The sequence below is a fragment of the Edaphobacter modestus genome, from assembly GCF_004217555.1.
Taxonomy (GTDB): Bacteria; Acidobacteriota; Terriglobia; order Terriglobales; family Acidobacteriaceae; genus Edaphobacter; species Edaphobacter modestus.
In genome coordinates, this window is record NZ_SHKW01000001.1 from 2992738 (window position 1) to 3018427 (window position 25690).

The 25690-nt window shown below is 58.8% G+C and carries 24 protein-coding genes; 12 read left to right on the forward strand and 12 right to left on the reverse strand.

Going from position 1 to position 25690, the window contains the following annotated elements:
* Positions 1 to 18: 18 nt before the first annotated feature.
* Positions 19 to 1887 (reverse strand): transglycosylase SLT domain-containing protein, encoded by a 1869-nt coding sequence (locus tag BDD14_RS12580; protein ID WP_242617915.1) that lies wholly within the window; start codon positions 1885 to 1887, stop codon positions 19 to 21.
* Positions 1888 to 2019: 132 nt separating this feature from the next.
* Between BDD14_RS12580 and lepA the strand changes: the two genes are divergently transcribed.
* On the forward strand, positions 2020 to 3822 hold the full coding sequence (gene lepA / locus BDD14_RS12585) for a translation elongation factor 4 (RefSeq protein WP_130419106.1): 1803 nt from the start codon (positions 2020 to 2022) through the stop codon (positions 3820 to 3822).
* A gap of 355 nt (positions 3823 to 4177) precedes the next feature.
* On the opposite strand, the gene BDD14_RS12590 is transcribed toward lepA, so the two are convergent.
* Together BDD14_RS12590 and BDD14_RS12595 are read right to left on the reverse strand one after the other, a co-directional pair.
* The gene (locus BDD14_RS12590) at positions 4178 to 4888 is read right to left on the reverse strand and encodes an OmpH/Skp family outer membrane protein (protein WP_130419107.1); all 711 of its coding nucleotides are present in this window, start codon (positions 4886 to 4888) and stop codon (positions 4178 to 4180) included.
* 86 nt (positions 4889 to 4974) lie between these two features.
* Positions 4975 to 5661, reverse strand: coding sequence for an OmpH/Skp family outer membrane protein (locus BDD14_RS12595; RefSeq protein WP_130419108.1), 687 nt, complete (start codon positions 5659 to 5661; stop codon positions 4975 to 4977).
* A gap of 1044 nt (positions 5662 to 6705) precedes the next feature.
* Between BDD14_RS12595 and BDD14_RS12600 the strand changes: the two genes are divergently transcribed.
* On the forward strand, positions 6706 to 7755 hold the full coding sequence (locus BDD14_RS12600) for a response regulator (protein ID WP_130419109.1): 1050 nt from the start codon (positions 6706 to 6708) through the stop codon (positions 7753 to 7755).
* Positions 7756 to 7848: 93 nt separating this feature from the next.
* The gene (locus BDD14_RS34465; protein ID WP_423201793.1) at positions 7849 to 7965 is read left to right on the forward strand and encodes a glycosyltransferase family A protein; all 117 of its coding nucleotides are present in this window, start codon (positions 7849 to 7851) and stop codon (positions 7963 to 7965) included.
* On the opposite strand, the gene BDD14_RS12610 is transcribed toward BDD14_RS34465, so the two are convergent.
* Positions 7962 to 8312, reverse strand: coding sequence for a histidine triad nucleotide-binding protein (locus BDD14_RS12610; protein WP_341273308.1), 351 nt, complete (start codon positions 8310 to 8312; stop codon positions 7962 to 7964). The two genes, BDD14_RS34465 and BDD14_RS12610, sit on opposite strands and share 4 nt — an antisense overlap.
* A 33-nt stretch (positions 8313 to 8345) precedes the next feature.
* Positions 8346 to 9674 carry a M48 family metallopeptidase gene (locus BDD14_RS12615; protein ID WP_130419110.1) on the reverse strand — a complete coding sequence of 443 codons (1329 nt, stop codon included), beginning with the start codon at positions 9672 to 9674 and terminating at the stop codon, positions 8346 to 8348.
* A gap of 185 nt (positions 9675 to 9859) precedes the next feature.
* Between BDD14_RS12615 and BDD14_RS12620 the strand changes: the two genes are divergently transcribed.
* The 5 genes from BDD14_RS12620 to BDD14_RS12640 all read left to right on the forward strand — a co-directional run bounded on the left by BDD14_RS12620 (position 9860) and on the right by BDD14_RS12640 (position 15583).
* Positions 9860 to 10297, forward strand: a complete 438-nt coding sequence (locus BDD14_RS12620; RefSeq protein WP_130419111.1) for a hypothetical protein — start codon at positions 9860 to 9862, stop codon at positions 10295 to 10297.
* Positions 10294 to 11544 carry a cation:proton antiporter domain-containing protein gene (locus tag BDD14_RS12625; RefSeq protein ID WP_130419112.1) on the forward strand — a complete coding sequence of 417 codons (1251 nt, stop codon included), beginning with the start codon at positions 10294 to 10296 and terminating at the stop codon, positions 11542 to 11544. Before BDD14_RS12620 ends, BDD14_RS12625 begins: the two co-directional genes overlap by 4 nt.
* Before the next feature lie 92 nt (positions 11545 to 11636).
* Positions 11637 to 13379: a TldD/PmbA family protein gene (locus tag BDD14_RS12630; RefSeq protein ID WP_242617916.1), complete on the forward strand. Its 1743-nt coding sequence runs from the start codon at positions 11637 to 11639 to the stop codon at positions 13377 to 13379.
* Positions 13376 to 15055: a metallopeptidase TldD-related protein gene (locus BDD14_RS12635; protein WP_130419113.1), complete on the forward strand. Its 1680-nt coding sequence runs from the start codon at positions 13376 to 13378 to the stop codon at positions 15053 to 15055. Before BDD14_RS12630 ends, BDD14_RS12635 begins: the two co-directional genes overlap by 4 nt.
* A 27-nt stretch (positions 15056 to 15082) precedes the next feature.
* On the forward strand, positions 15083 to 15583 hold the full coding sequence (locus tag BDD14_RS12640; RefSeq protein WP_130419114.1) for a hypothetical protein: 501 nt from the start codon (positions 15083 to 15085) through the stop codon (positions 15581 to 15583).
* Positions 15584 to 15587: 4 nt separating this feature from the next.
* On the opposite strand, the gene BDD14_RS12645 is transcribed toward BDD14_RS12640, so the two are convergent.
* Both BDD14_RS12645 and BDD14_RS12650 read right to left on the reverse strand, forming a co-directional pair.
* Complete coding sequence (locus BDD14_RS12645; protein ID WP_242617917.1) at positions 15588 to 16376, reverse strand: septal ring lytic transglycosylase RlpA family protein; 789 nt, start codon at positions 16374 to 16376, stop codon at positions 15588 to 15590.
* Positions 16373 to 16624 (reverse strand): hypothetical protein, encoded by a 252-nt coding sequence (locus BDD14_RS12650; protein ID WP_130419115.1) that lies wholly within the window; start codon positions 16622 to 16624, stop codon positions 16373 to 16375. The genes BDD14_RS12645 and BDD14_RS12650 overlap by 4 nt, the downstream gene beginning before the upstream one ends.
* Positions 16625 to 16983: 359 nt before the next feature.
* Here BDD14_RS12650 and BDD14_RS12655 point away from each other — a divergent pair, with 359 nt between their 5' ends.
* The 3 genes from BDD14_RS12655 (at position 16984) to BDD14_RS12665 (ending at position 21130) form a co-directional block, all read left to right on the forward strand.
* A complete protein-coding gene (locus tag BDD14_RS12655; protein ID WP_130419116.1) occupies positions 16984 to 17724 on the forward strand; it encodes a hypothetical protein in 741 nt (246 codons plus the stop codon).
* 77 nt (positions 17725 to 17801) lie between these two features.
* Positions 17802 to 18740 carry a hypothetical protein gene (locus tag BDD14_RS12660; protein WP_130419117.1) on the forward strand — a complete coding sequence of 313 codons (939 nt, stop codon included), beginning with the start codon at positions 17802 to 17804 and terminating at the stop codon, positions 18738 to 18740.
* 296 nt (positions 18741 to 19036) lie between these two features.
* On the forward strand, positions 19037 to 21130 hold the full coding sequence (locus BDD14_RS12665) for a radical SAM protein (protein ID WP_130419118.1): 2094 nt from the start codon (positions 19037 to 19039) through the stop codon (positions 21128 to 21130).
* Positions 21131 to 21209: 79 nt separating this feature from the next.
* On the opposite strand, the gene BDD14_RS12670 is transcribed toward BDD14_RS12665, so the two are convergent.
* The 5 genes from BDD14_RS12670 to BDD14_RS12690 all read right to left on the reverse strand — a co-directional run bounded on the left by BDD14_RS12670 (position 21210) and on the right by BDD14_RS12690 (position 24760).
* The gene (locus tag BDD14_RS12670; protein WP_130419119.1) at positions 21210 to 22022 is read right to left on the reverse strand and encodes an LPXTG cell wall anchor domain-containing protein; all 813 of its coding nucleotides are present in this window, start codon (positions 22020 to 22022) and stop codon (positions 21210 to 21212) included.
* Positions 22023 to 22031: 9 nt separating this feature from the next.
* Positions 22032 to 22742, reverse strand: coding sequence for a class D sortase (locus tag BDD14_RS12675; RefSeq protein ID WP_130419120.1), 711 nt, complete (start codon positions 22740 to 22742; stop codon positions 22032 to 22034).
* A gap of 316 nt (positions 22743 to 23058) precedes the next feature.
* The gene (locus BDD14_RS12680; protein ID WP_130419121.1) at positions 23059 to 23604 is read right to left on the reverse strand and encodes a hypothetical protein; all 546 of its coding nucleotides are present in this window, start codon (positions 23602 to 23604) and stop codon (positions 23059 to 23061) included.
* Positions 23605 to 23626: 22 nt separating this feature from the next.
* Positions 23627 to 23998, reverse strand: a complete 372-nt coding sequence (locus BDD14_RS12685; RefSeq protein WP_130419122.1) for a RidA family protein — start codon at positions 23996 to 23998, stop codon at positions 23627 to 23629.
* Between the two features lie 99 nt (positions 23999 to 24097).
* Positions 24098 to 24760 (reverse strand): peptidoglycan L,D-endopeptidase MepK, encoded by a 663-nt coding sequence (locus BDD14_RS12690; RefSeq protein ID WP_130419123.1) that lies wholly within the window; start codon positions 24758 to 24760, stop codon positions 24098 to 24100.
* A gap of 209 nt (positions 24761 to 24969) precedes the next feature.
* Between BDD14_RS12690 and BDD14_RS12695 the strand changes: the two genes are divergently transcribed.
* Positions 24970 to 25638, forward strand: a complete 669-nt coding sequence (locus tag BDD14_RS12695; protein ID WP_130419124.1) for a YceH family protein — start codon at positions 24970 to 24972, stop codon at positions 25636 to 25638.
* Positions 25639 to 25690: the final 52 nt, after the last annotated feature.

The following is a 25690-nucleotide window of genomic DNA, read 5'->3' on the forward strand; positions in this document are numbered from 1 at the left end:
TCTTTTTGGTAAGGAAGCTTATCGTGCAGCTTTCGATTTCGTTTTGGAAGAGGACGTCGACTTCGTGCTCGATGTTTTTGAAGAGGACTTCGACTTCGTACTCGATGTTTTTGAAGAGACATGAACCGGCTTTTTCGCGGAGACAGAGGGGCGATGTGCAGTGTTGCGGAGCGGGCTTTTCGTGCGAGCCCGCATGCGGGGCGCAAGTTTTACAGGCTCCGCAACCGTCAGCGTGCGACCCGTCTTCACCGCATTGGAAGAAAGATGATTCCATCGGCGAAGATCTTCGACCGACACTCCGAAGCGGTCTGCCACAGTGATCAGGGTATCTCCTCCACGCACCTTGTAGTGCTGCGCATGCGCTTTGGTGGCCAACGTTACGGGCACTACCAGCTCATCACCCTCGTCGAGAATATCGCCTTTTGCGAGGCTGTTGGTCTCAGCGATGTCCGCCGCACGCGCGTGCAGCAGCGCCGCAACCGAATCGAGCGACTCTCCGGCCTTTACTACGTGGAAGCGCCAACTGGAGCGCTTGTCGACAGGAATCTGTTTCACACGCGTCTGAAACGCCCCCAGCGTGCCGGTGGGAATATGAAGATCGAAAGGCATATCCTGCGGCGTGCTCATGCGCAACAGGCTCGGGTTCAACGCGACGACCTCCTGCAGGGAAGCGTCGGTAAGATCGGCAACTAACGGAAGATCGATGGTGTAGTCGACGGTCACCGTGTCGGAGATCACGGGAGGGTCGGGAACCAGCTTATCGAGACCGTATTGGGTTGGATTCTTGGCCATGATGATCGCCGCAATAATGCCCGGCACATAGTTCTTGGTCTCCCCGGGCAGCACGCCGCGGCGGTAAAGCTCCCAGAAGTCCGCATAGCCGGTGCGCATGACCGCGCGCTGCACGTTTCCCGGACCCCAATCGTAGGCGGCCATCGCCAGATACCAGTCGCCGAACTGGTTGTAAAGCATCTTCATGTAACGCGCATACGCCTTCGACGACTTCTCCGGGTCGAACCGCTCGTCCACCCATCCATTTCTCGCGAGGCCATATGCGTTCGCAAAGGGCATGAACTGCCACATGCCTCCAGCCCCCGTGCGAGCATTGAGCGCCTGCGGCTGAAAGCCGGACTCCGCGACGGCCAGATAGATGAGATCCTGCGGCACCCCTTCGTCCCGAAGATTCTTCGAGATCATGTCCTTGTACTTGCCGGCGCGCTCAAGCGAGCGAAGCAGATGAGCGTGTCCTGAAGACGAGTTGGAAAAGTAACTGATGAAGCCGGCGACGTAATCGTTGACGACAAGAGGAAAGTCCGACCGCGTCGTTTTGAGCTCCGCGGCGAGCTGCGCGGTCAGGGCGGCGTTCGGGGGAAATGTCACTTCATTGGCTGCATCCAGGGGAGCTGCTTCGATAGCGGGCGAAAGTCCATTGCCCTGCTTGAGAGCAGCAATTTCGAGCGAGTTGACTGAATCGAGCAGATGTTCGAATTCGTCGTTCAACTGTGGATCGCTCTTGAGGTCCAATCCGCTGGTCAACATCTGGTCGACCGCCGAATCAAAGTCGGCACGCGCGGCTTCGAGATGCCCGTCGCGGTAGTTGCTCACTCCGCTTCTGTAGGTCTGCTCCACGCGAGCGATAAGCTGCTGGGCTTTATAGGCCTTCGCGGAGTCCTCGACGCTCTGCGCTGTCGTATGCGGCGCCGCCTGCGCGCCATTTGCCGAAGGCGCACCCGCCACCGCAGGAGCCGTCCCCTGCGCGGGAATCTTGCCGGGCGCGCCCGCCTGGGTCGTTTTGTCCTGCGGGCATCCGGCAAGCAGCATCAGCGGTAGACACGCCGCCATCAGCCCCAACCGCCGCACCAGATTGTCTCTTTCTAATCGATGCATTGTTCCTGCTCATTGTATGACGTCCGCGAAGTCAGAAAACACCGGCAGCCCTCCATTCGCAATCGAGACTGCCCGGCGCGACAGCCGTGCACGCTGATATCATCGATAAATTGAGGCATTACGTCACACCGTATGGATCCCAGTCACATCCGAAATTTCGCGATCATCGCGCACATCGACCATGGCAAGTCCACGCTGTCGGACCGTCTGCTTGAGCTGACCGGCTCGCTGACTTCGCGCGAGATGCAGGCGCAGGTGCTGGACGCAATGGATCTGGAGCGCGAACGCGGCATCACGATCAAGGCCCACACCGTCCGCATGGTCTACAAAGCAAAGGATGGCGAGACCTACCAGCTGAACCTGATCGACACGCCCGGCCACGTGGATTTCAGCTACGAGGTTTCGCGCTCGCTTGCCTCCTGCGAAGGCGCTCTCCTTGTCGTGGACGCCTCGCAAGGCGTAGAGGCCCAGACCCTCGCCAACGCCTATCTGGCCATCTCGAACGGCCTCGAGATCATCCCGATCATCAACAAGATCGATCTGCCCAGCGCCGATATCGACCGGACCAAGGAGATGATCGAGAAATCGGTTGGGCTTCCTGCCGACGATGCGATTCCAGTCTCGGCCAAGACTGGACAAAATGTCGAAGAGATCCTCGAAGCGGTTGTTCATCTTCTGCCTCACCCGAAGGGCGACGCCGACGCTCCGCTGCAGGCGCTCATCTTCGATTCATGGTTCGACGCCTACCGCGGCGTCATCGTGCTCGCGCGCGTGATCAATGGCCGCATGCGCAAGGGACAGCGCATCAAGCTGATGTCGAACAACAGGATCTTCGACATCGAGAGCATGGGCGTTATGACGCCGAAGCCCGTTGAGCTCAACGAGCTCTCTGCGGGCGAGGTCGGTTTTTTCGTAGCCACCATCAAGAATGTCGCCGACACAAAGGTCGGCGATACCATCACCGACGTTGACCGTCCGTGTTCCGAAGCTCTGCCAGGCTTTGAAGACATCAAGAGCATGGTCTTCGCCGGCCTCTACACCGTCGATTCGCATGAACACAGTCTGCTGCGTGACGCGCTCGAGAAGCTTCGCCTCAATGACAGCTCCTTCAACTTCGAGCCCGAGTCTTCGGTAGCCCTGGGCTTTGGCTTCCGCTGTGGCTTCCTTGGCCTGCTGCACCTCGAGATCATCCAGGAGCGGCTCGAGCGTGAGTACAATCTCGACCTGATTACCACAGCACCGGGGGTCCGTTACAAGATCACCCTGACCGACGGCTCCATGGTCGAGGTCGACAATCCGTCTCGCTGGCCCGATCCCAGCGAGATCGAGCAGATCGAAGAGCCCGTGATTACGGCGAAGATCCTCACCAACGAGGAGTACGTAGGCGGAATCCTCAAGCTGGTCGAAGACAAGCGTGGCAGGCAACAGAACTTCGAATACGTCTCCGAGACCAGGGTCATGCTCACCTACGAGCTGCCGCTCAACGAGATCGTTCTGGACTTCTACGATCGCCTCAAATCGGTCTCGCGGGGGTACGCCTCGCTCGATTATCACCTCGCAGGCGCATGGGTATCACCCATGGTCAAGATGGACATTCTTATCGGCGGAGACCCCGTCGATGCACTGTCGTTGATCGTCCACCGCGATTCCGCCTACGAGCGGGGCAAGGTCCTGGTCGAAAAGATGCGCGAGCTGATCCCGCGCCAGATGTTCGAAGTCGCCATCCAGGCCGCCATCGGTTCCAAGATCATTGCGCGCTCTACTGTCACTGCCATCCGAAAGAATGTGATCGCCAAGTGTTATGGCGGTGACATCAGCCGAAAAAGAAAGCTGCTGGATAAGCAGAAAGAGGGTAAGAAACGCATGAAGCGGATCGGCAAGGTAGACATTCCGCAAGAGGCCTTTTTAGCCGTTTTGAAGGTTGGGGAAGAGTGATTTAATTATGCAATATTTTGCGTAAGTTCCCGATTGAGATCTGCTAAATTGGCGCTAGTAACATTCCAGTAACTTTAGTCTGTGGAAACCCCTAATTCATCTCCTTCTTCCATTGATACGGCTGAATCTTTTGGCCGTTATTGATATTGTGCCTATAAGTTACAGATCCTACTAAAGTTGTATTTTGCCAGCCTCGAAATCCTCTTAACGGTGACCGCCGGATCCTCCGCCTTTTCGTTATGACCCCCTCCGGCGATGCACAGGATTTCCACAGAAAATCACTTTTCTGAAAAAGGTGCTTTAAAAGCTTACGGGAGGCCGGCTGGCCTCCCGTAAGCAGAGGTTCCGTTCTTCTTTACCTGGTGGTGGATGGTCGCGGTGTGGCCGGGGTGGTCGTTCGCGGACGCGCTGCGGGAGCCCCTGCGGACGGTGCCGCCGGAGGAGGGGCAGCTACTCCAGAGGATGTGTTATATGCCTCTACAACCGCCAGGGTGATGTCGATGTTGGGATTCTGGCTTGCCCACATAACATTGCTATTTTGCTGGTTGCTGACATCAAGCAGCAGCGTGTAACCGTTCTGCGCGACGTAATTCTGCACGGTCGCCGAAACCTTGCGGGCCACTTTGCCATAAGCCTCCTGCAGGTCGGCCTGGTAGGCGTTATTGGCATCCTCACTGTCGCGGTTGAGTGCCTTCTCTTTGGAATCGATATTTTTGAGGCGGGTCGCGCGTTCCTCATCGCTGAGAGTTGCCGGCGCACTTTGAAGCTGCTTCTTCAAAGAATCGACCTCTTTGGCGAGCGTGTCGATCTGGGCTTTCTTTGGCTCGTACTTCTTCTGCATATCCTGAACGGCCTGCTGGCCCTCGTTGGTGGCAAATACAGCCTGCTCAAAAGCGATTAAAGCAATCTTGGCGGGAATCGCCTGAGGGGGGGCGGGGCGAGCGGGCGCAGTTGTTGTGGGAGCGGGGGCCGTAGCCGGGGCGGGAGTTGCAGGCGCCTGCGCCATTGCAGCGGAGGCGGAGAGTCCCGCACTGAGAGCGGAGACAAGAACGAGGTTACGATTCATGCGGTATTTGATGCTCCTTCGGGGTCGTTCAAAATGGTCCGGCTGTGCGAAAGCTACGTTCGGATACTGCAAAAGTGGAGGTGTAGTTATTTGGACGTCCGGGGCCGGGTTGCGGGAGCCGAGGACGATGGAGGACGAGCTGCAGAGGGTGCAGACGGAGCGGGAGCCGACACTCCGGATGCTGCGTTATACGCATCCACCACTTCCTTCGAGATGTCGGTGCCAGGAGCCCACATCAAGGTCAGGCCACCCTGCTGCTGGGCGTTATTATCAAGCAGCATCGTGTACCCATTCTGCTGCACGTATTTCATCACAACAGGCCCCAGCTTTTGCGCGACCTTGCCAATCGCCTCCTGGACGTCGGCGTTGTAGGAGTTGGTGGCGTCTTCCCCATCACGCTGATACTGCTTCTGCTTTACGTCGATGGCGCGTGCGCGCGATGCACGTTCATCGTCCGGCATCGAGGCTGGAGCTGACTGCATCTGCTTCTGCAGCGTATCGATCTCGGCAGCAAGGGCGTCGAGCTGAGCTTTTCTGGGCTGGTACTTCGCTTGAAGCTCCTGAAGGCTACGCTGGCCTTCGTTGGTCGCGGCCGCAACCTGTTCGTACTCGATGACAGCGATCTTTGCAGGAATTGCCTGGGGTGTAGCCGGTGCTGCGGCTGCAGGTGCGGGGGTCGCGGGTGCCGCCGAGGTTGCAGGGACCTGCGCCGGGCTGACGGCAGCCATAAAGACCGCAGCAAAGGCGGAGGCAAAAGGAAGGTTGCGATTCATGCGGTGTTTAGTGCTCCTTCGGGGACCCCTTGAGAAATCATTCGGCCTCAGGCAGAGTCGCTACCTTCGGACTAATGGCACTGCATCCGCTCGATGAGGCGCGCTCGTTATTATGCGCGTATCACCTGTGCCTCGACCATCCGACGTAAGAACCGCCAGCAGGGAGCGAGAGGGCTGCCAGAACAGGTCGATTATAGGACCGCCCTTCGGGCCGGTCAAACGAAACTGCCGACGAAACGGGATGAATCCAGAAATTGGGAGGGCTCGGACGAGAATGCACTATTTTTGGGACCGCCTACCTTTCCCAGCGGCAGAAAACCCTGAAAAAAACGGACTCTCCCTTTGGAAGAAGAATTGCTTTTACCCATGATGTGTTCACGTCCGGAAGCCCTTTCAGGAGCTGAGGCCGTGGAAACACAGCCGATGTTCGCAATAAGACGCCATACCCAAAAGTTGGTATGGCCGGCGACCGAAGGGCTTAGGGCTCGCAGAGCCCATTTTGGGAGGCCAGTGACTGGCCATATCAGAAGAAGCTGCCTCCAGAAGGAGGCAGCTTCTTCGTTCTTCCCCCGTACAACTGCTCCCGGCGACTCCTGGATTGACTTACCGGATGGACTTATCGGACCTTTCCGGATAAAATAGAACAGTATCCGTAAAAGGGTGCTTGCAAAACATGAGGTTTTGCGCGTACCCTGTGTCTGCCTCAATGAACCGGCCGTGGGTTCCGATCCTGTGTACCGACGAAGCAGTTCTGAAGTGATGGAGGCATTCGATAGAGTGCACCGGCGCTGCCGGGCAACGTTTCAAAGGATGAAAGGGTGAAAGGAACGGCCGATTGAGGCGTTCCGTCCGTCTGAGCTGGCAGGTCGCCGGCCCGCGGAAGTAGCGGCAAGATAGACGTCCGTTTTGAGTACAAATTTGAGACCGTTTTCTCCGACGCTGCACGGGTTTGATCCTTCCTTCGTCTCGCCGACGAAGCAGGAAGACTCCGTTGTCGTGGGAGTGAACCGCTAATTGCGCTTTGGCGCAACAGGAAGTGGAAGCATGACTTCAGAGCAGAATGTACCCGAGGTGCAGTCGCATCAGGGTTCCTCGGCGACACCCGTTCAAGATGGGGAGTCGCAATATATCAGCGGATCGGTCGCGCCCGGCATGGGTCAGTCCAAAAGCAGCCGGCGACGCCGACGCAAGCGAAAGAACAAGGTCGAAGGCCCCTCAGCTCCGGCTTCTGGCGAACAGTCCGGACCGATCCCGGCGATGCAGGCTTCCTCGGTGCAGCCGCAACAAACCTCCGGCCAGCCATTCCAGAATGGAGGCCAGCAGCAGGGCCCCGGCGGCGCCAAGCGCTGGAAGAAGAAGTTCCGTGACCGAGACCGTCCACGCAGCTCCCAGAACCCAGGAAATACGGCCGAGTCCAATGGGAATGGTGGTTTTCGGGACACTCACCAGCCGGGCAACAATGCGTTCAAGCGCTCCAAGGGAGGCAAGCAGCAGCGTGGCCCTCGCAGCTTCGTTGGCCCGATGGATCACAGCTATCGTGAGGTAAACGGCAACTTTGCAGATTCTCCGCCCTCGACCATCGAAACCGGAAATTTCCGGCGGTCGAATGGTAGCGGCGGCCGCCCCTACGCGGGCGACTCGCAGCCGATCGATTATTCGCAGGGTCGTCCGATTCCTATCCCTGAAGACGCGCCAACGAAGATCTTCTTTTTCATTGAAGATCTTTTCTTCCTCGCGAAGATCCAGGAAACTTCCCGGAAGCTCGGGGTGAAGGTCGCCTTCGTCAAGAACGACAAGGACGTGATCGCTCAGCTGACAAAAACGACCGAAGAAGCCCGGCCCGGCCTGATCGTCTTCGACCTGAACAATGCCAACGCCAAGCCGCTTACGCTGATTCCCAAGCTTAAGGCAAAGCTCAAGCGCGGAACCTCGATCATCGGCTTCCTCTCGCATCTGCAGGGCGACCTGAAGGCGAAGGCCACAGAGGCCGGTTGCGATACCGTGATGCCGCGCGCGGCCTTCTCTCAGAACCTTCCGAATCTGCTGCGCCGTTACGGCATCGCTGAGGAGGACGACAACAACTACAATCAGTAGCGGGAAACCGGGCTCTACCTCTCCTGCAGTTCACCTTCAGAATAGGAACGAAGGCAGTCGACGACAGGGGAACGAATTCCGCTCACGATAAGTATTGTTGTCTCTGCCTGCAATACGGGAGACTTCCTTTGGGAGACACTCGACAGCGTACTGGCACAGACGCGGCCAATCGACGAGATCATCGTCATAGCTCCGCGTGCGTTCGCCTAGCCTGGAGGCCACCCCATGGGACGACCGCCCAGTAGATGCAGATGCAGGTGATGTACGGTCTGTCCGCCGTCATCCCCGGTATTGACGACCACCCGGTATCCCTTGTCGAGCTTCTGGGTCCGCGCCAGGTCGGCGGCCGTAGCCATCAGGTGTCCAAGCAGTGGCTTGTGCTCGGCCAGTGCCTTTGCCTGAGAGGCGATGTGTTCTTTCGGGACCAGGAGTAGATGGGTCGGAGCCTGGGGGTTGATGTCGGGAAAACCGATGCAGAACTCGTCCTCGTAGATGCGGTTTGCAGGGATTTCACCGGCGAGAATCTTGCAGAATAAACAATCAGCATTCATCTTCATGGTCTCTTTATCGATTAGATACGTATCGAAATATTATTTTACGAAGTACTTGGGATGCCTTCCCTCAATCCACGGGTTGTACGTTTCGGCAAAGGCGGCGCGGCTCGAGACAGAGGGGTGACTGAAGCTCCAGAATTCCACGAAGGGATTCGGATTTGGATCGGTCAGTGACATCTCCCCAAGCAGCTGGAAGGTGCTCTGCGCGGTCTTTTGCGGATCTGCCACAATGCCGTGAACGGCCTCCTGTCCGTAGACGTCGGCTTCGTGCTCGTGCATGCGGCTGTAGCCGTTTACGATCGGTTCGCTCAGGAATGACAGGACGGCAAGAACGAGCAGCAGCACTGGGAGCGCACCCCAATCGGTCTGCGAGGTAACTTTCCATCGGGCGCCGTAACGGGCGATCAGCCACCCGACGCTGCGGTAGCCGATGTAGAACTCCAGCAATAACAGCACACCCAGAAACACCAGTGTCGCCGGAATATGGTTCAGCACATAGTGTCCCATTTCGTGGCCGAAGATAAAGCTGATCTCGTCCGGAGTGGCCTTCGTGATCGAGTTATCCCACACCACGACCCGTTTCGACGCCCCATAGCCGGTGACATAGGCGTTCAGGGTTGTCACCTTCTCGCTCGCCTTCATCAGGAACATGCGATCGGGGGGAATCTCGATTCCGCCACGGACGACCACTTGTTCAAGACGGTCCACCAGAGCAGGATTGGTCTTCGCAAGCGGCTCAAATTTGTTAAACAGAGGGTCAATAATTACGGGTGCGACAAAGACGCCGAGCAGAACCACGATCATGGCCGGGATCCAGAACCAGAACCACCATCGATCAGGCGACTTGCGGATGACCCAAAAGAGCAACATCACGAGCAGGCCACCAAAGATAAATGTGAGGAGGAAGCCCTTCGTCGCATCCCAGGTCCAGCTCCCCCAGCCCTGCACCGACTGCCCGTAGACGCGGGCGGCATGTTGTCCGTAAAGATCGAGAGGAAGATCGAGCACCGTCGTTATAGCCATCAGCAGTAAGGTGAAGGCAAATCCCTGGACCCACCGATTTCTGCTGAGATTGACGGCCATATTGCGCATCTTTGCGACAACGCCGAGTCCCAACAGAAGCACTAATTGCAAGATGCCCCAGCCGCTTCCAACAAAGTCCAGAATCACGCGAATGCGTGAGTACGTAATCGCCTTTGCGAGCTTTTCCGGCGGCAGCGAATACGCAGGCTGGTTCTGAGGATTGGGCGAGGGCTGCACCTGCACTTGTGAAGGCGGCGGAGCGGATGTTTGTGCCGGCAGAGCGATCGGCATAGCCGCCGTGCAAAACAAGAACAGGGATAAAGCGAGGGTCCGGAGGTGCATACTCCGATTCTGCTCCTTAAATGGAGTTAGTTTGCATGATCGCGGCCTTTCCCGCAATCTTTCCTGCACTGCGCGCGGGCGAGGTACGAACGGGCTGGCGGAATTGCTAAACTTCTCGAATGGGCGGTTCGCGCACATTGCCGCTCTTCGAGGAACATGCGTCCCCGTCTTGCTGGAACGAGCGGATGACGGCCGGCGAGTATGCCGTGCATTACTCGAATTTTGAAAGTTGTCCCGAAACATCCCCCTGCTGCACTATCTTTGGCAGCCTTCCGGAGGCGGAAACCTACGCGAAAGAACAGGTCACAAAGAGGCCGGATCTGCGCTGTCGGATCTATGACCATCGCGGTTTCGTCGGCAAACCCATCCGGGAGTTCAAAGGCAGCAGCTATAAGGGCGACAGCGATCTCTCCCCTCGCTTCAGACGCTGGCTCGGGTCGACGCTCTTCTTCGGGGGACTGATCCTGACCATTGTGGATTGGCAGGCCGACTTCAGATTCGTGTGGCCGGCCATGATCGGGACTCGCATGCTCCTCCCTGGCCTTCTGCTACTCATCACAGAGGCGGTGATTGTCTTCTATGCAAAACGCAATAGGCCTCGGGATGGAGAGAAGACGGGATGACCTTACTGCTGCTGCAGATGGCAATCGTGGTGCTCACCGCTCTTGTCTGCGGTTCCCTTGCCCGCAGGCTCGGACAGGCAAGCGTGATCGGTGAGATCGTCGGCGGCATCCTGCTCGGACCTTCGGTGTTCGGCCGCTTCGCTCCTCATCTCTCATCCGTTTTGTTCCCTCAACAATCCTTCGGTTCTTTCGAGGTACTGAGCAATATCGGCCTCATCCTCTTTTTGTTCCTGATCGGAGCGGAACTGGATTACGAACATCTTCATGAACAGAAGATAACGGCGACGCTCACAAGCATGATGAGCATTCTGTTGCCCTTTGCGCTGGCAATCCTCGTAGCCCCCTCTCTCCGTTCTCGCTTCGCTCCCGAGGGAGTTGGCGCCCTTCCCTTCACGCTCTTCCTGGGCATCTCGCTGAGCATTACGGCCTTTCCCGTCTTGGCGCGCATCCTCGAAGAACGTGGGCTGCAGTCGACGTCGCTGGGAGCGACGGCCCTGATGTGCGCCGCAGTCGACGACGTGTGCGCCTGGTCTCTGCTTGCCGTTGCCCTCGCTCTCATCCAGCCTGAGGGCAGCACGATGACGATCTCACATCGTCTGCTCTGGCTGGTCGCCTACATTGTTGGAATGGTGTGCCTCGTTCGTCCGCTCGGGAGATGGCTGGCGAGGCGATGGACGTCGCCTGCGCTCTCTTACGGGGTGTTTTCGGTGATTCTCGCGGTGGTTCTCGCTTCGGCGGCGGCGACCGAGGCGATCGGCGTACACCCGCTCTTTGGGGCCTTCCTCGCGGGTCTATGCCTTCCCCGGGTCAAGGGTTGGCAGAGCACTCTCCGCACCCGGCTCGACGTAGTTGTCTCGGTCCTCCTGCTGCCGCTTTTCTTTGCTCTCACGGGAATGAGAACCAGGCTGGACCTGCTTTCGGGCACAACCATCTGGCTCTGGACGGCGCTGGTGCTCCTCGTCGCGGTTGTCGGGAAGATGGGGGGCGCGGTCCTGGCGTCCCGATGGACAGGCCAGCCCTGGAGATACTCCTGGGCCCTGGGAGCCCTGTTGAATACACGCGGCCTCGTGGAGCTCATTGTCCTGAATATCGCCTACAAAGCCCACGTTTTTTCACCTACCCTCTTCACGATGCTGGTGGTTATGGCGCTGATCACAACGATGATGACCACACCGATCCTCAACTGGCTCGGCGTCGGAGGTCGAAATATAGAGAGTCGAAGCACACCCACAATGCGGTCGGCCTGAGACCGTTCTGATCCCGGAACGTCCCATTTTATGTACTTCCGATACACTTCTGCTTCAGGCGGTTTTCCTAACGACGAAATGAGTCCGTCCCGATGATGAGATTTCAAGCAGCACTTTCATGCGGTTTGACCGCAGTTTCCCTGGTTCTCTGCGCTCCCTTGCTTCATGCTGCAGACGCTCCGTCGAAGCAGGCCAATACGCTTCTCCTGGACGCCATGGGCGCCGAGCTGCATCGAGCCATGGCCTCGCTGGGGAGCCCGGGTGCGGATGCAGCAAAGCAGCCCAAACCCTACTTCGTCAGTTATGCGGTGAGCGACTCGGACAGCTTCAATATGACGGCGCAGTTTGGAGCCATTGCTCTCTCCCGCGAGAGCCGTCGCCGCAGCGCCGACGTTCAGATTCGGATTGGGAATGCCGAGCAGGACAACACCCACGGAGATCATCGGTCCAGTGCCTTGACGACAATCCCGCTGCCTCTTACCGACGATCGCGCCGCCATCGAGCGCAGCCTGTGGTTCGCGACCAATCGCGGCTACGCCAAGGCTCTCGACAGCTATCTGAAGGTGCAGACCGAGCAGCAGGTGCGCGCCAAGGAAGAGGACAGCTCCGCTGACTTCTCTGCCGAAAAGCCGGCAAACGCGGTGCTTGCGGCGTCCACTCCGCTTTCGGTTGATACCTCGGCGTGGGAGAAACGACTGCGGGATCTCTCCGGCCTCTTCCGCGACTATCCAGAGATCTTCTTCAATAACGTCTCCGTACAGGCCACCTCCGAGACCGTATACTTCGTCTCCTCGGAAGGCACCAGGGTCGCCACTCCGAATCAGGTGGCGAGACTGGTTGTCGTAGCGCGCACTCGAGCGGCAGACGGAATGGACCTGTTTCGCGCCGAGACCTTCGAGGCCGACTCGCTCGCGCACCTCCCCGATCAGAAGACGCTCGTAGACAAAATCAATGCGATGGCGAAGAACCTCGTTGCCCTGCGCACGGCTCCCGTTACTGAACCGTACAACGGCCCCGCAATTCTCAGCGGGCGCGCCTCGGCAGTCTTCTTTCACGAGGTGCTTGGCCACCGCCTCGAGGGACAGCGCCAGCGAGGCGACAATGAGGGCCAGACCTTCACCAAGCTGCTGGGAAAGCAGATTCTTCCCACCTTTATTAGTGTCACGGACGATCCAACATTGAAGGCCTTCGATGGCGACTCATTGAGCGGCCACTACAACTACGACGACGAAGGCCAGCCCGCGCGAAGGGTGGATCTGATCAAAGATGGCGTCCTCGAGACCTTTCTCATGTCGCGACTTCCCATCGCCAGCTTCTCAAACTCCAATGGGCACGGTCGCGCGGAGACAGGCCGCATGCCGACGGGACGGCAGGGCAATCTTATCGTCAGCTCCACCAAAACCGTGGGTGATAAAGAACTCCGCCAGATGCTGCTCGATGAGGCGAAACGGCAGGGCAAGCCCTATGGTCTCTACTTCGAGGACATCTCTTCCGGCTTCGCTGTCACCACGCGGCGATCGCCGCAGGCCTTCCAGGTGATTCCGCTGGTCGTCTATCGAGTCTATGTCGATGGCCGCCCCGATGAGCTTGTACGTGGCGTCTCGATCGTAGGCACGCCGCAGGCCGCACTGAATCGCATTGTCGCGACCGGAACCAAGCAGGACATCTTCAACGGAATCTGCGGAGCGGAGTCAGGCAGCATCCCCGTCAGCGCCGTCGCACCCGCGATGCTGGTCAGCGAGATCGAGACGCAGCGACAGGCGCAGGGTACAACGCGTCCCCCGATCCTTCCGCCGCCGCCTGTCAACGAGGGCGGAAAGGAGGACAAACGATGAAGATCCTCCTTCGAAGATCGATGACGGCATCCGTCTGCTCAGCCGCGCTGCTGACGACAATGTTCGCGGCACACTTCTCCATCGCCCAGACCCAGACCCAGACCCAGACCGACGATCCCATGTTGAAGGCGATGCAGGCGGAGCTGGAACGCGAAAAGGCGCAACTCCTTCTCCCGGGCATGCAGCGTCCCTACTTTATCGAGTATCGGCTGGATGACTTCTCCAGCTTCGAGGCGGTCGCCAACTATGGTGCTCTCACTCGTGAGGAGGAGGGCCACCAGCGTGTTGTGCGTGTCACCGTGCGCGTGGGGGATTACGCATTGGACTCCAGTACCGGCCGCGGAGACGGCGTCGCGCAGCTTGCGCCAGAGGACGATGATCCGGTCGCCCTGCGCTACGCGCTCTGGACCGCCACGGACGAAGCCTACAAGAATGCGCTTCGCGCTTACTCAGCGAAACTCGCGGCGCTGCAACAGTTCCAGTCGAGCCGCGTTGAGAAAGATCTGTCCCAGGAAAAACCCGTCGTCCACATCGAGTCTCTCCGCAAGCTTGAGATCGACCGCAAGGAGTGGGAGAAGCGCATCATCGATGCCAGCGGTCTTTATGTAACCGCACCAGAGGTTCGCACCTTCGCAGACCAGGTGCAATACTCGACCGCAAACGTCCGCGCCATGGTCCTGAACCGATATCTCGTCAACACCGAGGGAACGGTTCTGCGCTACGGCCTCAGCGGGTATAACAACGCCATCAGCCTAGGCGGTCAGGCACCGGACGGCATGCGGCTGGCGCGCGACAACGGGTCAGTCGCGGTCTCAGCCAATGACCTCGAAAGCTGGCCTGCCTTTCGGAAGCAGGTGATCGATGACCTGAAGAGCCTCGACGCTTTGAGCAAGGCTCCTTTGGTCGATGCCGAGGATTACCATGGGCCGGTGCTCTTCTCCGGCGACGCGGCCTCGGACGTAATGAACCGGCTCTTTGTATCCAATGTCGAGGCGGACCGTCCCGAGCTCGGCACCAATGCGCGGACCCGGGGCGCCTATGCCTCCAGTTTCAAGGCTCGTGTTCTGCCAGAGTTCATGAGCGTCGTCGACAATCCGCTGGAGTCGAAGTTCCAGGGCCGCTCCCTGCTCGGCGCTTACCAGGTCGACGATGATGGCGTGCCAGCTCAGGCCGTCGATATCGTTACGAACGGCAGGCTCGACAACTACCTGATCGGCCGCGAGCCGATCAAGGACTTTCCATCTTCAAACGGCCATGGGCGGGCCGCACCCGGCGCGCCGGCGCACTCGCGCAGCGGTGTGATGATCTTCAAGTCGAGTCATCCGGTCTCTCCCTCCGAGCTGAACAAACAGCTGCTCGGTATGGCGAAGGAGCAGAAACGCAATGTCTATGCCGTAGAGACCATGGGAGGCGAGGCTCCGCGGTTGCTGTATCTCGTGCATCCGGACGGCAGTCGCCAGCTTGTTCGCGGCGCGGTCTTCGACGAGCTGGACAATCGCAGCCTGCGTTCCGAGATTCGTGCGGTGGGCGATGACCCTTACGTCAACGATTCGCTTGGGACACTGCCACAGACGACCATCGTGCCCAGCCTGCTGTTTGGGGATATCGAGGTAAAACGCGCCACCGAGGAACAGCAGAAGCTGCCCTACTATCCGCCCCCACCTTCAGCGAAGTAAGCTTGAACAACATAAGGAAAAGAGCCGATGGCGTTTGATCCGAAAACTCTGCAGCTGCTGACATTGGTTGCTCTATTTGCCCTGATCTATGCTGGCCGCCTCTCCAAGGGCTCGCCGAAGGAGACTGCGGAAGGCCTCGCCTTTTCTTTGAAGCCGCTTGTTCTCTGGAGCCGCGGCCTCGTGCTTCCCGTCTACTTTGCCCTGCTTGTATGGCCGCTCTGGAAGACCCATCAGCACATTCCCTTCTGGCTGCCTTTGATGTTTCTCGCGCTGCTCGCACTTGTGCTCTACCAGTTGCCCGGAACCATCGTCTTCACTCCAACCGGGCTGGTGCAGCGCTTCTGGTTACGCAAAGAGAAATCCATGCGCTACGACGAAGTCATGAGCGCGCAGATGATCGGCGCAGGGCGGATGACGCGGGTGCTGGGAGACAACCGGGTCAGCATGACGCATACCTGGAATCACAGCGGATCGGAGCAGTTCCGCAAGGAGCTGGAGCGACGCACGGGAAAGCGCGTGCTTCGCTAGCGATTCAATCGGTACGAACCAGGTAGGGCGCGACGTCTCCAGAGACGTGAAGACTCCCGGCCACTTCATCGGCATGAGTCTTGTCTGGACGCGCGGGATTGATCCGGACCCAATGCCCGGTGGGTCCGGGAAACTCGATCACCTTGGCGGTTGCATATCGACGCATCAGCTCGTTCTTCAGCTTGAGCGCATCCTTCTCGCTTTCGAAGGCTCCCACCTGGACGCACCAACGGCCACCGGGGATGGAGTTCGGGCCGGTACTCGGCCCCGGGGTCCAGGCCTCCACCCGCACCTTCGCCACGCCCATGCGGTACAGTCCGGTAGCCTTCGCAGCCGCAAGGGAGAGGTCGATAATGCGACCTTGGACAAAGGGACCCCGGTCCGTAATCTTCACCACCGCCGCCTGATTGGTGGTCAGGTTGGTCACGCGCACAATCGAACCCAGGGGAAGGGTTCGGTGGGCGGCGGTCATCGCGTTCTGGTCGTAGACCTTTCCATCGGCCCCCTTGCGGCCGGCATAAGGCGGGCCATACCAGCTCGCGACCCCGGTTTCGACCAGTGCGGGTTTTCCGTGAACATCCGGGGGAGCAGGAGGCAGGGGCTGCGCCGTTCCCGCAGACTGGTTTCCCCTCGTTGAAGAGGTCGTGTCTCTTCCGGCGTACGTTCCTTTGTTCGAACCTGCCGCGGGGGGAGGGGGAGGACGGTACGCTCGCGGTGGCTTCTTGTGGCAACCCGCTATGGCCAGCGTCAGCGCCGGCAGTAATACGGCGGACCTGAGGCGTGCACGAATCACGGCTTCGAAGTATCCTTCGTATCCTTCGTGCCGGAGGTCGGGGCCCGACCAGCCCGCTCGTCCATTCGCTGCGCCATCCGGTTCAGCTCGCGGGCAGCAGCTCGAAGAGCCTCCGAGCCATTCTTCCGCAGATCGGAAACAATCTCATCGTTGAAGTAACGAATAACTTCGCGAACATCCTCCTCCATGCGAGCACCGGCCCCGTGCAGACGCTCTTCCCAGGGACGCTTTGGACTCCCGTTGGCCATACCTACACTTCTCCACCTTCCATTATCAAAATGAGGAAATCCGGGGGTCAATCGCTTCAGCTCTCTATTCCATCCTCGGTGCCGAGGTGGTAACGTCGTCGGAATCACCACGCGCACGAGCCGGCCCATACAACGTACCATTGCCCGCAAGCGTCCTTCCAACAAGGACGTCCATTCAAAAGAGCGTCAAGCTCAGGTATTCGCTGCCTTTTCCGAGAGATGCGAGACCAGAAGTTTTTACGAGGTTATCGTCTTTGACTCTGCCACTGTCTCACCTATCTTGCTCGTTGGCCCTACCGCTCATCTGTCTCTGTCCCCTGGTTGCCGTGCAATCGGCGCAGGCTCGCCCCTCGGAGCCAGTGAAAATAGAAACGCCCTCTTCTCTTCCCGATTCGCCTGGGGCTCTGCTGGCCGCTGCGGAAGGGTTCAGCAGTTCGATGGACGACTCCGGGATGCCCGATTCTGGTGGGCAGGGCGCAACCACCAGTACGAACAGTACAAACAGTACAAACAGTACAAAAAAGCGGATGGTGCTCCCGCGTATCAAGTTGGTGGGCTCGAGTCAGCAAGCCCCGCCGCAGAGGGCGCGGGACAAGATCGAACTGGGTCTGCGCGAATCCGTGACTCCCTACGCCATGCTGGGATGGCCTCTCTCTGCAGGCTGGTCTCACCTTATCAACGGCAGCCCAAACTATGGGGTCAACAGCGAGGCCTTTGCGCAACGCCTTGGAGCCGCGGCGGCTCTGAATAGCAGCAAGGAAATCTTCAGCGACGGGATTCTGGCGACCGCGTTCCACCAGGACCCTCGTTACTACCAGCGTGGCCGTAGTCATAAGCTGATCAATCGAGCCGTTTACGCTGTAACCCGCCCCGTCATCGGCAGAACCGATAGCGGAAGGACCATTCCCAACTATGCCTTCATTCTGGGGACAGGCGGAGCCGCGGCACTTACACAAACTTATTATCCTGAGCGCAATGTGACTGGCACTCAGTTCGCTCGAACCTGGATCACATCGCTTGGTGGGTCCGCTTTTGGTTCTCTTGTCAGCGAGTTTGGCGGCGAGGCTATTCAATGGCTTCGTATCAGCAAGGGCGAGTAATCCTCCTGGTCCTGGGTTTGAGCGCTCAGGCAGAGTTGAATCTGGTGAAAATGTACAGGGCGTTGATATTAGGAGTGTTGCTTTCTGCGGTACCAGCCGTAGCCCAGATCGACGGCCCACTCTCCGTCGATCCACCGATCTCCGCGGAGGCACCTTCGTCTTCAAACGAATCGGCGCCGCCTGCACATGAGCCGGGGATCAGCTCCGTAGCGGTCACTCCCAACGATCTTCCTGACGCGCCGAGCGCAGCGCAGTCCCACCAAGAGGATGTCGTCTCTGTCGTAGAACGATCGTTGCATAACAGCGGAAAGGAGCAGGCTCCATGCACCTTTATCCGCGCCTTCGGGGCGATCTACTTCGACCCCAGCAAGGTCGATCAACCGAGGCCACGCTGCAGCGAACTGGTCTACCCCTACGAGCGCTTCCTGAGCACAAACATAGCGATCCCGCTCAATTGGAAGCAGAAGGGCTATCTCGCCGCTCACTACACCACTGACCCCGCCAGCCTCGGCACGATCGTCGGAATCTCCGCCATCAGTATCGCCGCCAACTCGCACACAGCCTACGGTCCCGGATTGAAGGGCTTCGGTGAGCTTGCCGGAGTGAGCCTGCTGCAGAACGCCACCGCCCAGTTCTTCGGTACCTTCGCCGTCCCCGCTCTCACCCACCAGGATCCTCGCTATTACCGGATGCCGAACAAGCCGCTTGGCAAGCGCATCCTCTACTCCATTACCCGCAGCTATGTCTCTCGGAGCGACGACGGCAAAACCATCCCGAATTATGGTGTCTTCGCCACATACCCGATCCTCGCCGAGTTCAGCAACCTCTACGTTCCCGGTATCCAGAGCGATGGAGCCTCCACCGCGGAACGCATCGTGATTGGCCTCGCTCTCGATCCTGTCAATAACCTGGTGAATGAGTTTCTACCCGATGTCGCGAAGCGTGTTCACGTCCGCATCATCTTCGTCCAGCAGATTTTTAACAACCTCGCCGTCTCAGGGAGTGGCCCGATGTGACGAAAAGTCGCGGCGGAACCAAATTTTGCACCCTTTTCTGTCTTTCCGCTCACCCCACCTTCCATGCCATTCAATGCAGAATCTCGCCGTTCGATTCCCTAGACTTCGATCCGACCCCTCGCCTGAGTAGTCTTGACGATGTTAAAGCCCTTGTCTTTCTTTCACTTATCGGTAGAAGATAACGGGGGTTGAATCAGGGTGTTCACTTCCGATGACACCCGTGGCCGGATAAGCTTCAAGAGTAGCTGTTCAGGCTTCACAAGATTCAAGACGGAATCAGGAGAAAAGAAACGCATATGGCAAAGTCCGCGAAGCTGGCCGAAAAGGCCCTCACGTATGGAGCAAAGGCCGCTTGGGCCGTGTTCGACAAACTGAACTCGATCTCGCCCAACGCAAGCTTCACACCCAGATGGAGCGACAAGCCCCTCCTTAAGTCCTACCAGAAAGAGAAGCCCCCTCTAGGCTGGCCCCGCACAACCGACTCGCTCTGCCCCAGGTGCGTCCCTGAGATCCGCCAGCAGATCGTCGACGGCAAGCTGCCCCACGAGATCCTTCTCAACGAGAAGGTCGGCGAGATCAAGGCTCAGATCATCGAGCGCGACGGCCAGATCCTGATGGTCAAGGACTGCCCCATCCACGGCCACTTCGAGGACGTCATGTCCATCGACCCGCCGATGATGAAGCACCTCGAAGACGTCTTCCCGGGCCGCGACATCCGCGCCCACAACGATGAGAAGCTCCACAACCACGGGACTTCCACCGTTACGCACGGACGAGGGTCCGTGCTCACCATTGACTTGACCAACCGCTGCAACATGATGTGTGACCCCTGCTTCATGGACGCCAACCAGGTCGGGTTCGTCCACGAGCTCACCTGGGACGAGATCAAGACCATGCTCGACAACGCGATCACCATCAAGCCGCGTCGTCAGATGAGCGTTCAGTTCTCCGGTGGCGAACCCACGCTGAGCCCCTACTTCCTCGACGCCGTCGCTTACTCCCGCAAGGTTGGCTACAACTCCGTGCAGGCCGCAACCAACGGCATCGAGTTCGCGAAGTCCAAGGAGTTCGCCAAGGCCGCCGCTGAGGCTGGCCTGCGCTACGCTTACCTGCAGTTCGACGGTATCGGCAACGCAGCCAACTCCCACCGCAAGGTCGGCAACGCGTTCGACGTGAAGCTCCAGGCTATCCACAATCTGCACGAGGCCGGCGTCGATATCGTCCCGGTCACGACCATCGTCAACGGCATCAACAACGAGCAGGTCGGCCGCATCATCGAGTTCGCGCTCGACAACCCGAAGAAGATCAACTTCCTCTCCTTCCAGCCCGTTTCCTTCACAGGCCGCGACGAAGAGGTCTCGGACGAGCGCCGTACAGCACAGCGCTACACGCTGTCGCACCTCGCGCACGACATCCGCAACCAGACCGGCCTCGGCGAATCGACGCGCGACTGGTTCCCGATCTCCTTCATGTCCACCTTCTCCGACTGGGCCGACCTCGTACACGGACCGGACCACGACTGGGGTCAGCTCTCCTGCGGATGCCACCCGAACTGCGGCATCGGCATGGCGCTGATGATCGACAAGGAGACAAAGGAAGCTGTTCCCGTCACCGCGTTCCTCGATGCCGTGCAGCTCGCCAAGGACGTCGCCCGCGTCAACGACGCCGCCCGCGGCAAGTTCCTCTCCATCGTCGGCGTCTCGCTCGCGCTCTTGCGCAACTACGATCCCACGAAGGCTCCCACGCACTTCAAGATCGTCGACCTGCTGCAGAAGTTCGACAAGTGCTTCGGCGCCACCGGCCGCAACTACGGAAAGGTGACCGCCGACCGCACCATGGCCGACATCGAGAAGCGCCGCGGCGACCGCTGGAACTTCCTCTTCATCGCCGGCATGTGGTTCCAGGACCTGTTCAACTACGACTTCCGCCGCACCGAGCAGTGCATCATCCCCTACGCCACGCAGGAGGGCGAGATCAGCTTCTGCGCCTACAACACCGGCGTGGGCTGGCGCAACATCATCGAGAAGATGCACATGACCGCCACCCTCACCAAGTGGTACGAGGAGCACGGCCGTCATGAGATCTTCGCCGGCGGCAAGAAGGTCGGTATCGAGAAACAGGAGAAGTACGACCTGGTGCTGAACCAGGCCCACGTCGACTCCGCCGCGAACGATACCTTCGAGAAGTCCGGCATCGCCAAGAACGCCCGCGAGGAGAAGATCCGGGCGCGCGACGCGAAGATCAAGCAGGACGCCGACAACGCAAAGATGGCCAAGCTCTACCGCAAGGAAGTCCTCAAGGAAGCGGAGCAGCCCGGCTTCATCTCGCTCGGCGAGATCAAGGCAGCCCCCGCGAAGGTCGAGTCCGAAGAGACTGTCGCAGGCGATTAATCACGAATCGAATCAGCAAGAAAGGCCGCCAGCGATGGCGGCCTTTCTTCTTTTTGGCTGTTGAACGTGCGAGATGGAACTACTTCCACGCCATCCGAATCCTGCGTGTCAACATCCCCGCTCCCAGACTGCCGAGCCCGAGCAGCCCAACCAGCGGCCACTCGCTGCCCGTTTTTGGAAGCGCGGTGGGAGCCGGCTCAGCCGAAGCAGTCTGCGTTGGCTGAGGCGCCGGGGTCGACGTCTCGATCAGCAGCACCTCCACTGAGTCCGGCATCGGTTGCGCAGGACGAGGTGGCGCCGGGGGCGCAACCCCTGCGACCAACTTGTTCTGCGTAACCACCGTTGTCGGCTCTTCCGTCACTACGGTCGCACTTACACTCATCCCCTTCTTCAGATGGAAGACCGACTGCTGCGTGCCATCGATGTTGAACATCTGGCCCTTTGGAACCTTGTACTGCTTGTTCGTTCCATCCGGCAGCGTGAGAATCACCATACTCGGCGGGTTGACATACCATACCTTCCCGTCGATCGTCCGTACCGTCTTCACCGTGGTGGGAACCGTCTTCGTCGTGACCGTTTGTGTTAAGTGGGTGCCAACCTTGAGTTGGTGAACGTTCATCTGCTTGCCATTCTCCGTGAACGTCTGGCTGTCAGGTACAGAGAAGTGCTTCACCTCTCCGGTGCCGTCCATCTTCACCACAACGTCATTGCCGGATACATAGACCACTGTGCCGCCTTTCACTGCGCTCTCATACTGCGCTGGTCCTTTCTGCGTTGTCGTCGAGCTCATATCTTGAGCCCTGACACTCGAAGACAACATGGCGCAGCCAAACGTGCACAGCGCTGCGCGAACGATCCATTTGCTTCTGATATTCCAATGTGCGATTGCCATAGTTCCTCCTTAGGGGTTAGGCCGCACAAATCCGCGTACGGCTGGCTGCGCATCTGCTCGTAAAGAGGCAGAGACGATGTATCGCTCCGGCGCGCTCCCGACAAAATAAAACGGGAAACAAGTCACCAGAGTGATTGAGGAGATAGGCCCGGGTTGAAGGACAGAGACATCCTGGGGGGTTACTACTGTTATTTGATCGACTACGTACGTCGCTTCCGCATCGGGAAAGACGAGCTTGATCTCGTCGCCTGGCGCGACGTCCTTCAGGCCACGAAAGAAGCCGTCCCGATGGCCCGCGATTCCGAGGTTTCCAGGCTGGCCAGGATGGGCCGTCCCAACGATGCGTCCCACGCCGCGGTCCAGCGTAAGGTCGTCGGTGCCATCAAATACAGGCACCTCCAGATGAATCTTAGGAATGCTCAGCAAAGCCAGGGGTGTGCCGAAAGCATGGCTCAGACTCGCGTTGTAGGCGTGAATTCGCTTGTCGCTCCAGAGGCTGGTATTGATACCTGCGGCTCCCCCAGCCATATCACTATCGGAATGTGCGGAGAAGAGACTCGCGGATCCCTGCTGGAACGCTGCCATGACGACATGCGCAGCCACAAAGCTATATAGGCGCATTGCAGCGTAGCTGCAAACCAAAATCACGCCTGAAGTCAGCAATATCCACTCTAGCGAGCGGAGGAGGTGCATTGCCCTGGGGGTAGCTTTCCCGCTCATGGATGCTGTCCTCACACGACCTGCTCCTTGGGGAGAAACTCTCCTTACAAAGCCCTACAGATGTGAATCTCCCCATGAACCCTATGCGCCCAGTACGATACACCGTTTCCCCATCTTTTGAAAGGGAGGCACCTTTTCTACCCCATGACGCTGAGGCGCTCAGCCCGCCTTGGTATGTCATATCGTTCTCGGCGGCGGCCCAAGGTAATGCCGCAAGCATGAACGCAATACCGCTAAAGAAGAGCGCGACCGACAGGGACAGGCCACTTTGGCATGGGGCGAGTCTAGCCCAGATTCCTCCCTCAGACGCAGCCATTCATCCCAAATCCCCAGCCCGCTTCCGTGCGTCTTCCAGCCGCCGCTTCGCGTGCCGCGCCCGAGCCTTCATTGCAAGCGTTCCGTCCCTCAGCGCCTTTTCGATAAGTTCGGAGGCTATATCGTAAAGCTCCGGCTCCTCACTCGCCAGCAAACCGAGCCCTTCCACGGCAGAGCAGCGGGCAACGTTGCTCTCATTCTCGAGCTGTACCTGCATCATCCTGGCAGCTCGCAGCCGTTGCTCGCGCGTATGCGCCGTCCGCGAAACCACCAGCCCCAGGTGCCAGAGCGTCCGGGATTCCTCCGGCTGCGTCTCCGCCAGAAGGCCAGCGAGCTCGTCCGCATAGGGTCGCAGCAGCGCCACGTCGATGTCCGTCACCCGGTGCGCAACATCAGAGGCCCTCTTGCGTAGCTCCGGCTCCTCGCCGAACATCGCGCTGACAAGGGCCTTTACCGCGCTGCGCCGTGACACCACATCACGCGCAATCTCGCGCGCCCGCTCCAGTCCCCATCGACCTTCGCTGAGTGACCGTGCCAGGCTATTCACCGCATTATCTCCAGAGAAGCTGCTAGTCCTTTGCTGCGATCCCCTGCAGTTCGAACCGTGCTCCAAACAGCAGCGTTCCCGAGCCCAGAAACGCCCGCGCCGGAAGCTTGTCTTTGAAGTAGGTGCGATACACCACGTTGAAACGCTCCCACAACGAGACATCGCTGGCGAAGATCTGCACCGACACCAGGTTGTCCATCGTCATGCCCGCCATCGCCAGCACGCGTTGGAAGTCCTGCATCACAAGATGCGCCTCTTCTTCTGCTGTGTCGGGAACCTTGGTCGTTCCGGGGATAAGGCCGATCCGGCCTGAGAGATAAAGCGTCTTGCCATCCACCAGGACGGCATCGGAAAACGGCGCTGCAGGATTGCTGGAAAAGTATTCGCGGCTCATAGCTGTCGTGATCGCAGTTTACCGCAGTCGGCTCCAGCGAACCTAAAGGAAAAGGCCGCGATAACCGCGACCTTTCAGCATGACCGAATCGATGAGGCCTTACTCGCCCGAGACCGCAGCCGCTGCGTGGTGCGGCGGGCGTCTCGTCGCCCTCGCGACAGAACGCGTCTTCACGCGACGACGTGCAGCGTGACCATAGGTCCACTCCCGCACCGGTCCTACGTCCACATGCACAAACTGGTTTACGGGATAGTATCCCACCCCACCGGCGTGCAGACTCAGCGCCGTGTCTCGCAGTGTCGTCGTGGCTACGCCGGGGACGCGAATGTCGATCGCCTTGGCCAGCATGTGTTGACTATGTTCCGCCACTCCCGAGTTCGCGGAACGCGACCGCAACAGGCTGTTGCTCCAGGGCGTACGATAGCCGCAAACAATGTCGATCTCGCCGTCCGGTCGGCCCAGCTTCATCATCAACGCATGAAGGACATCGAACTCCTTCGGATCGTAGTGGCTCTCTGCCTGGGTTCGATGATCGCGGAGAAAGTAGTCGAGCTTCGCAATGGCATCCGGAAGGTACGTTTCGCCGATCCGGTACACCACGTCGATATCCTCTCCGGTGTGCAGATGGTGCAGTCGCAGATGGTACTCACGGTCAGTACCGCCATTCGCTTCGGCATCTCTTGCACACGCGATTCCGGTTAGCCCAATCAGAATTGTCGCTGTCAAAGCAGCAGTAAATCCGAACCTGATTGCTGTCCGCATTCGCACCCCTGGGAAAGAATTTGCTTTATAGAAAATGACAATCGCAAATGCGATTCACCGTTCGCCATTTACCTTATCCCAGTTTACAGAACCCGGACTATCCTTGAGCGGACACTGTGCAACATCGTTCCTGCTTTAGTGATATTTCGGATAAAACCCCTTGAATCTTCAACTTAATCGGCCAGCAGCCAGCATGTAGACTGGACCATATGGAACTTGACCCCATTCAGATCCGGGTCCTGGGATCTCTTATCGAAAAAGAGATCACTACCCCCGAACTTTATCCTCTTTCGCTGAATGCTCTCGTCAATGCCTGTAACCAGCGCTCGAGCCGCGACCCCGTACTCGACCTCACCGACGATGAGGTCCGCCAGGCACTTCACTCGCTTGAAGACCACGACCTGATCACTACCGCGCATGATTCTCGTGTTCCCAAGTATGAGCATCGCATCCGGACCGTGCTGAACCTGCGCCGCGACGAAACAGCCGTGCTCTGTGTGTTGATGTTGCGCGGACCGCAAACGCCGGGTGAGCTTCGTGGCCGCACAGAACGGCTTTATGCCTTCGACGACATCTCCTCCGTGCAATCGACCCTCGATCGGCTCGCTTCTCGAGATGATTCCACGAACAGTGCCGTAGACACAGGGCCTGTTGTCACAGTGCTTCCACGCCAGCCTGGTTCACGCGAGTCCCGTTATGCACATCTTCTCTCGGGCACTCCCGAAACCATTTCTCCTCAAGGGAATCGCCCCAGCGTTCCTGCTTCAGAAGCCTTGCAGATCGACCGCATCGCTCACCTGGAGTCACAACTTGCCAATCTCGCTGAAAGTCTTGCCGCACTCCAGGAGCGAGTCGCGAATCTCGAGTCCGGCACATGATCCATCCCCGCTTCGGTCGATCCTCTGTGATGATGATCGAGTATCCGTGAGA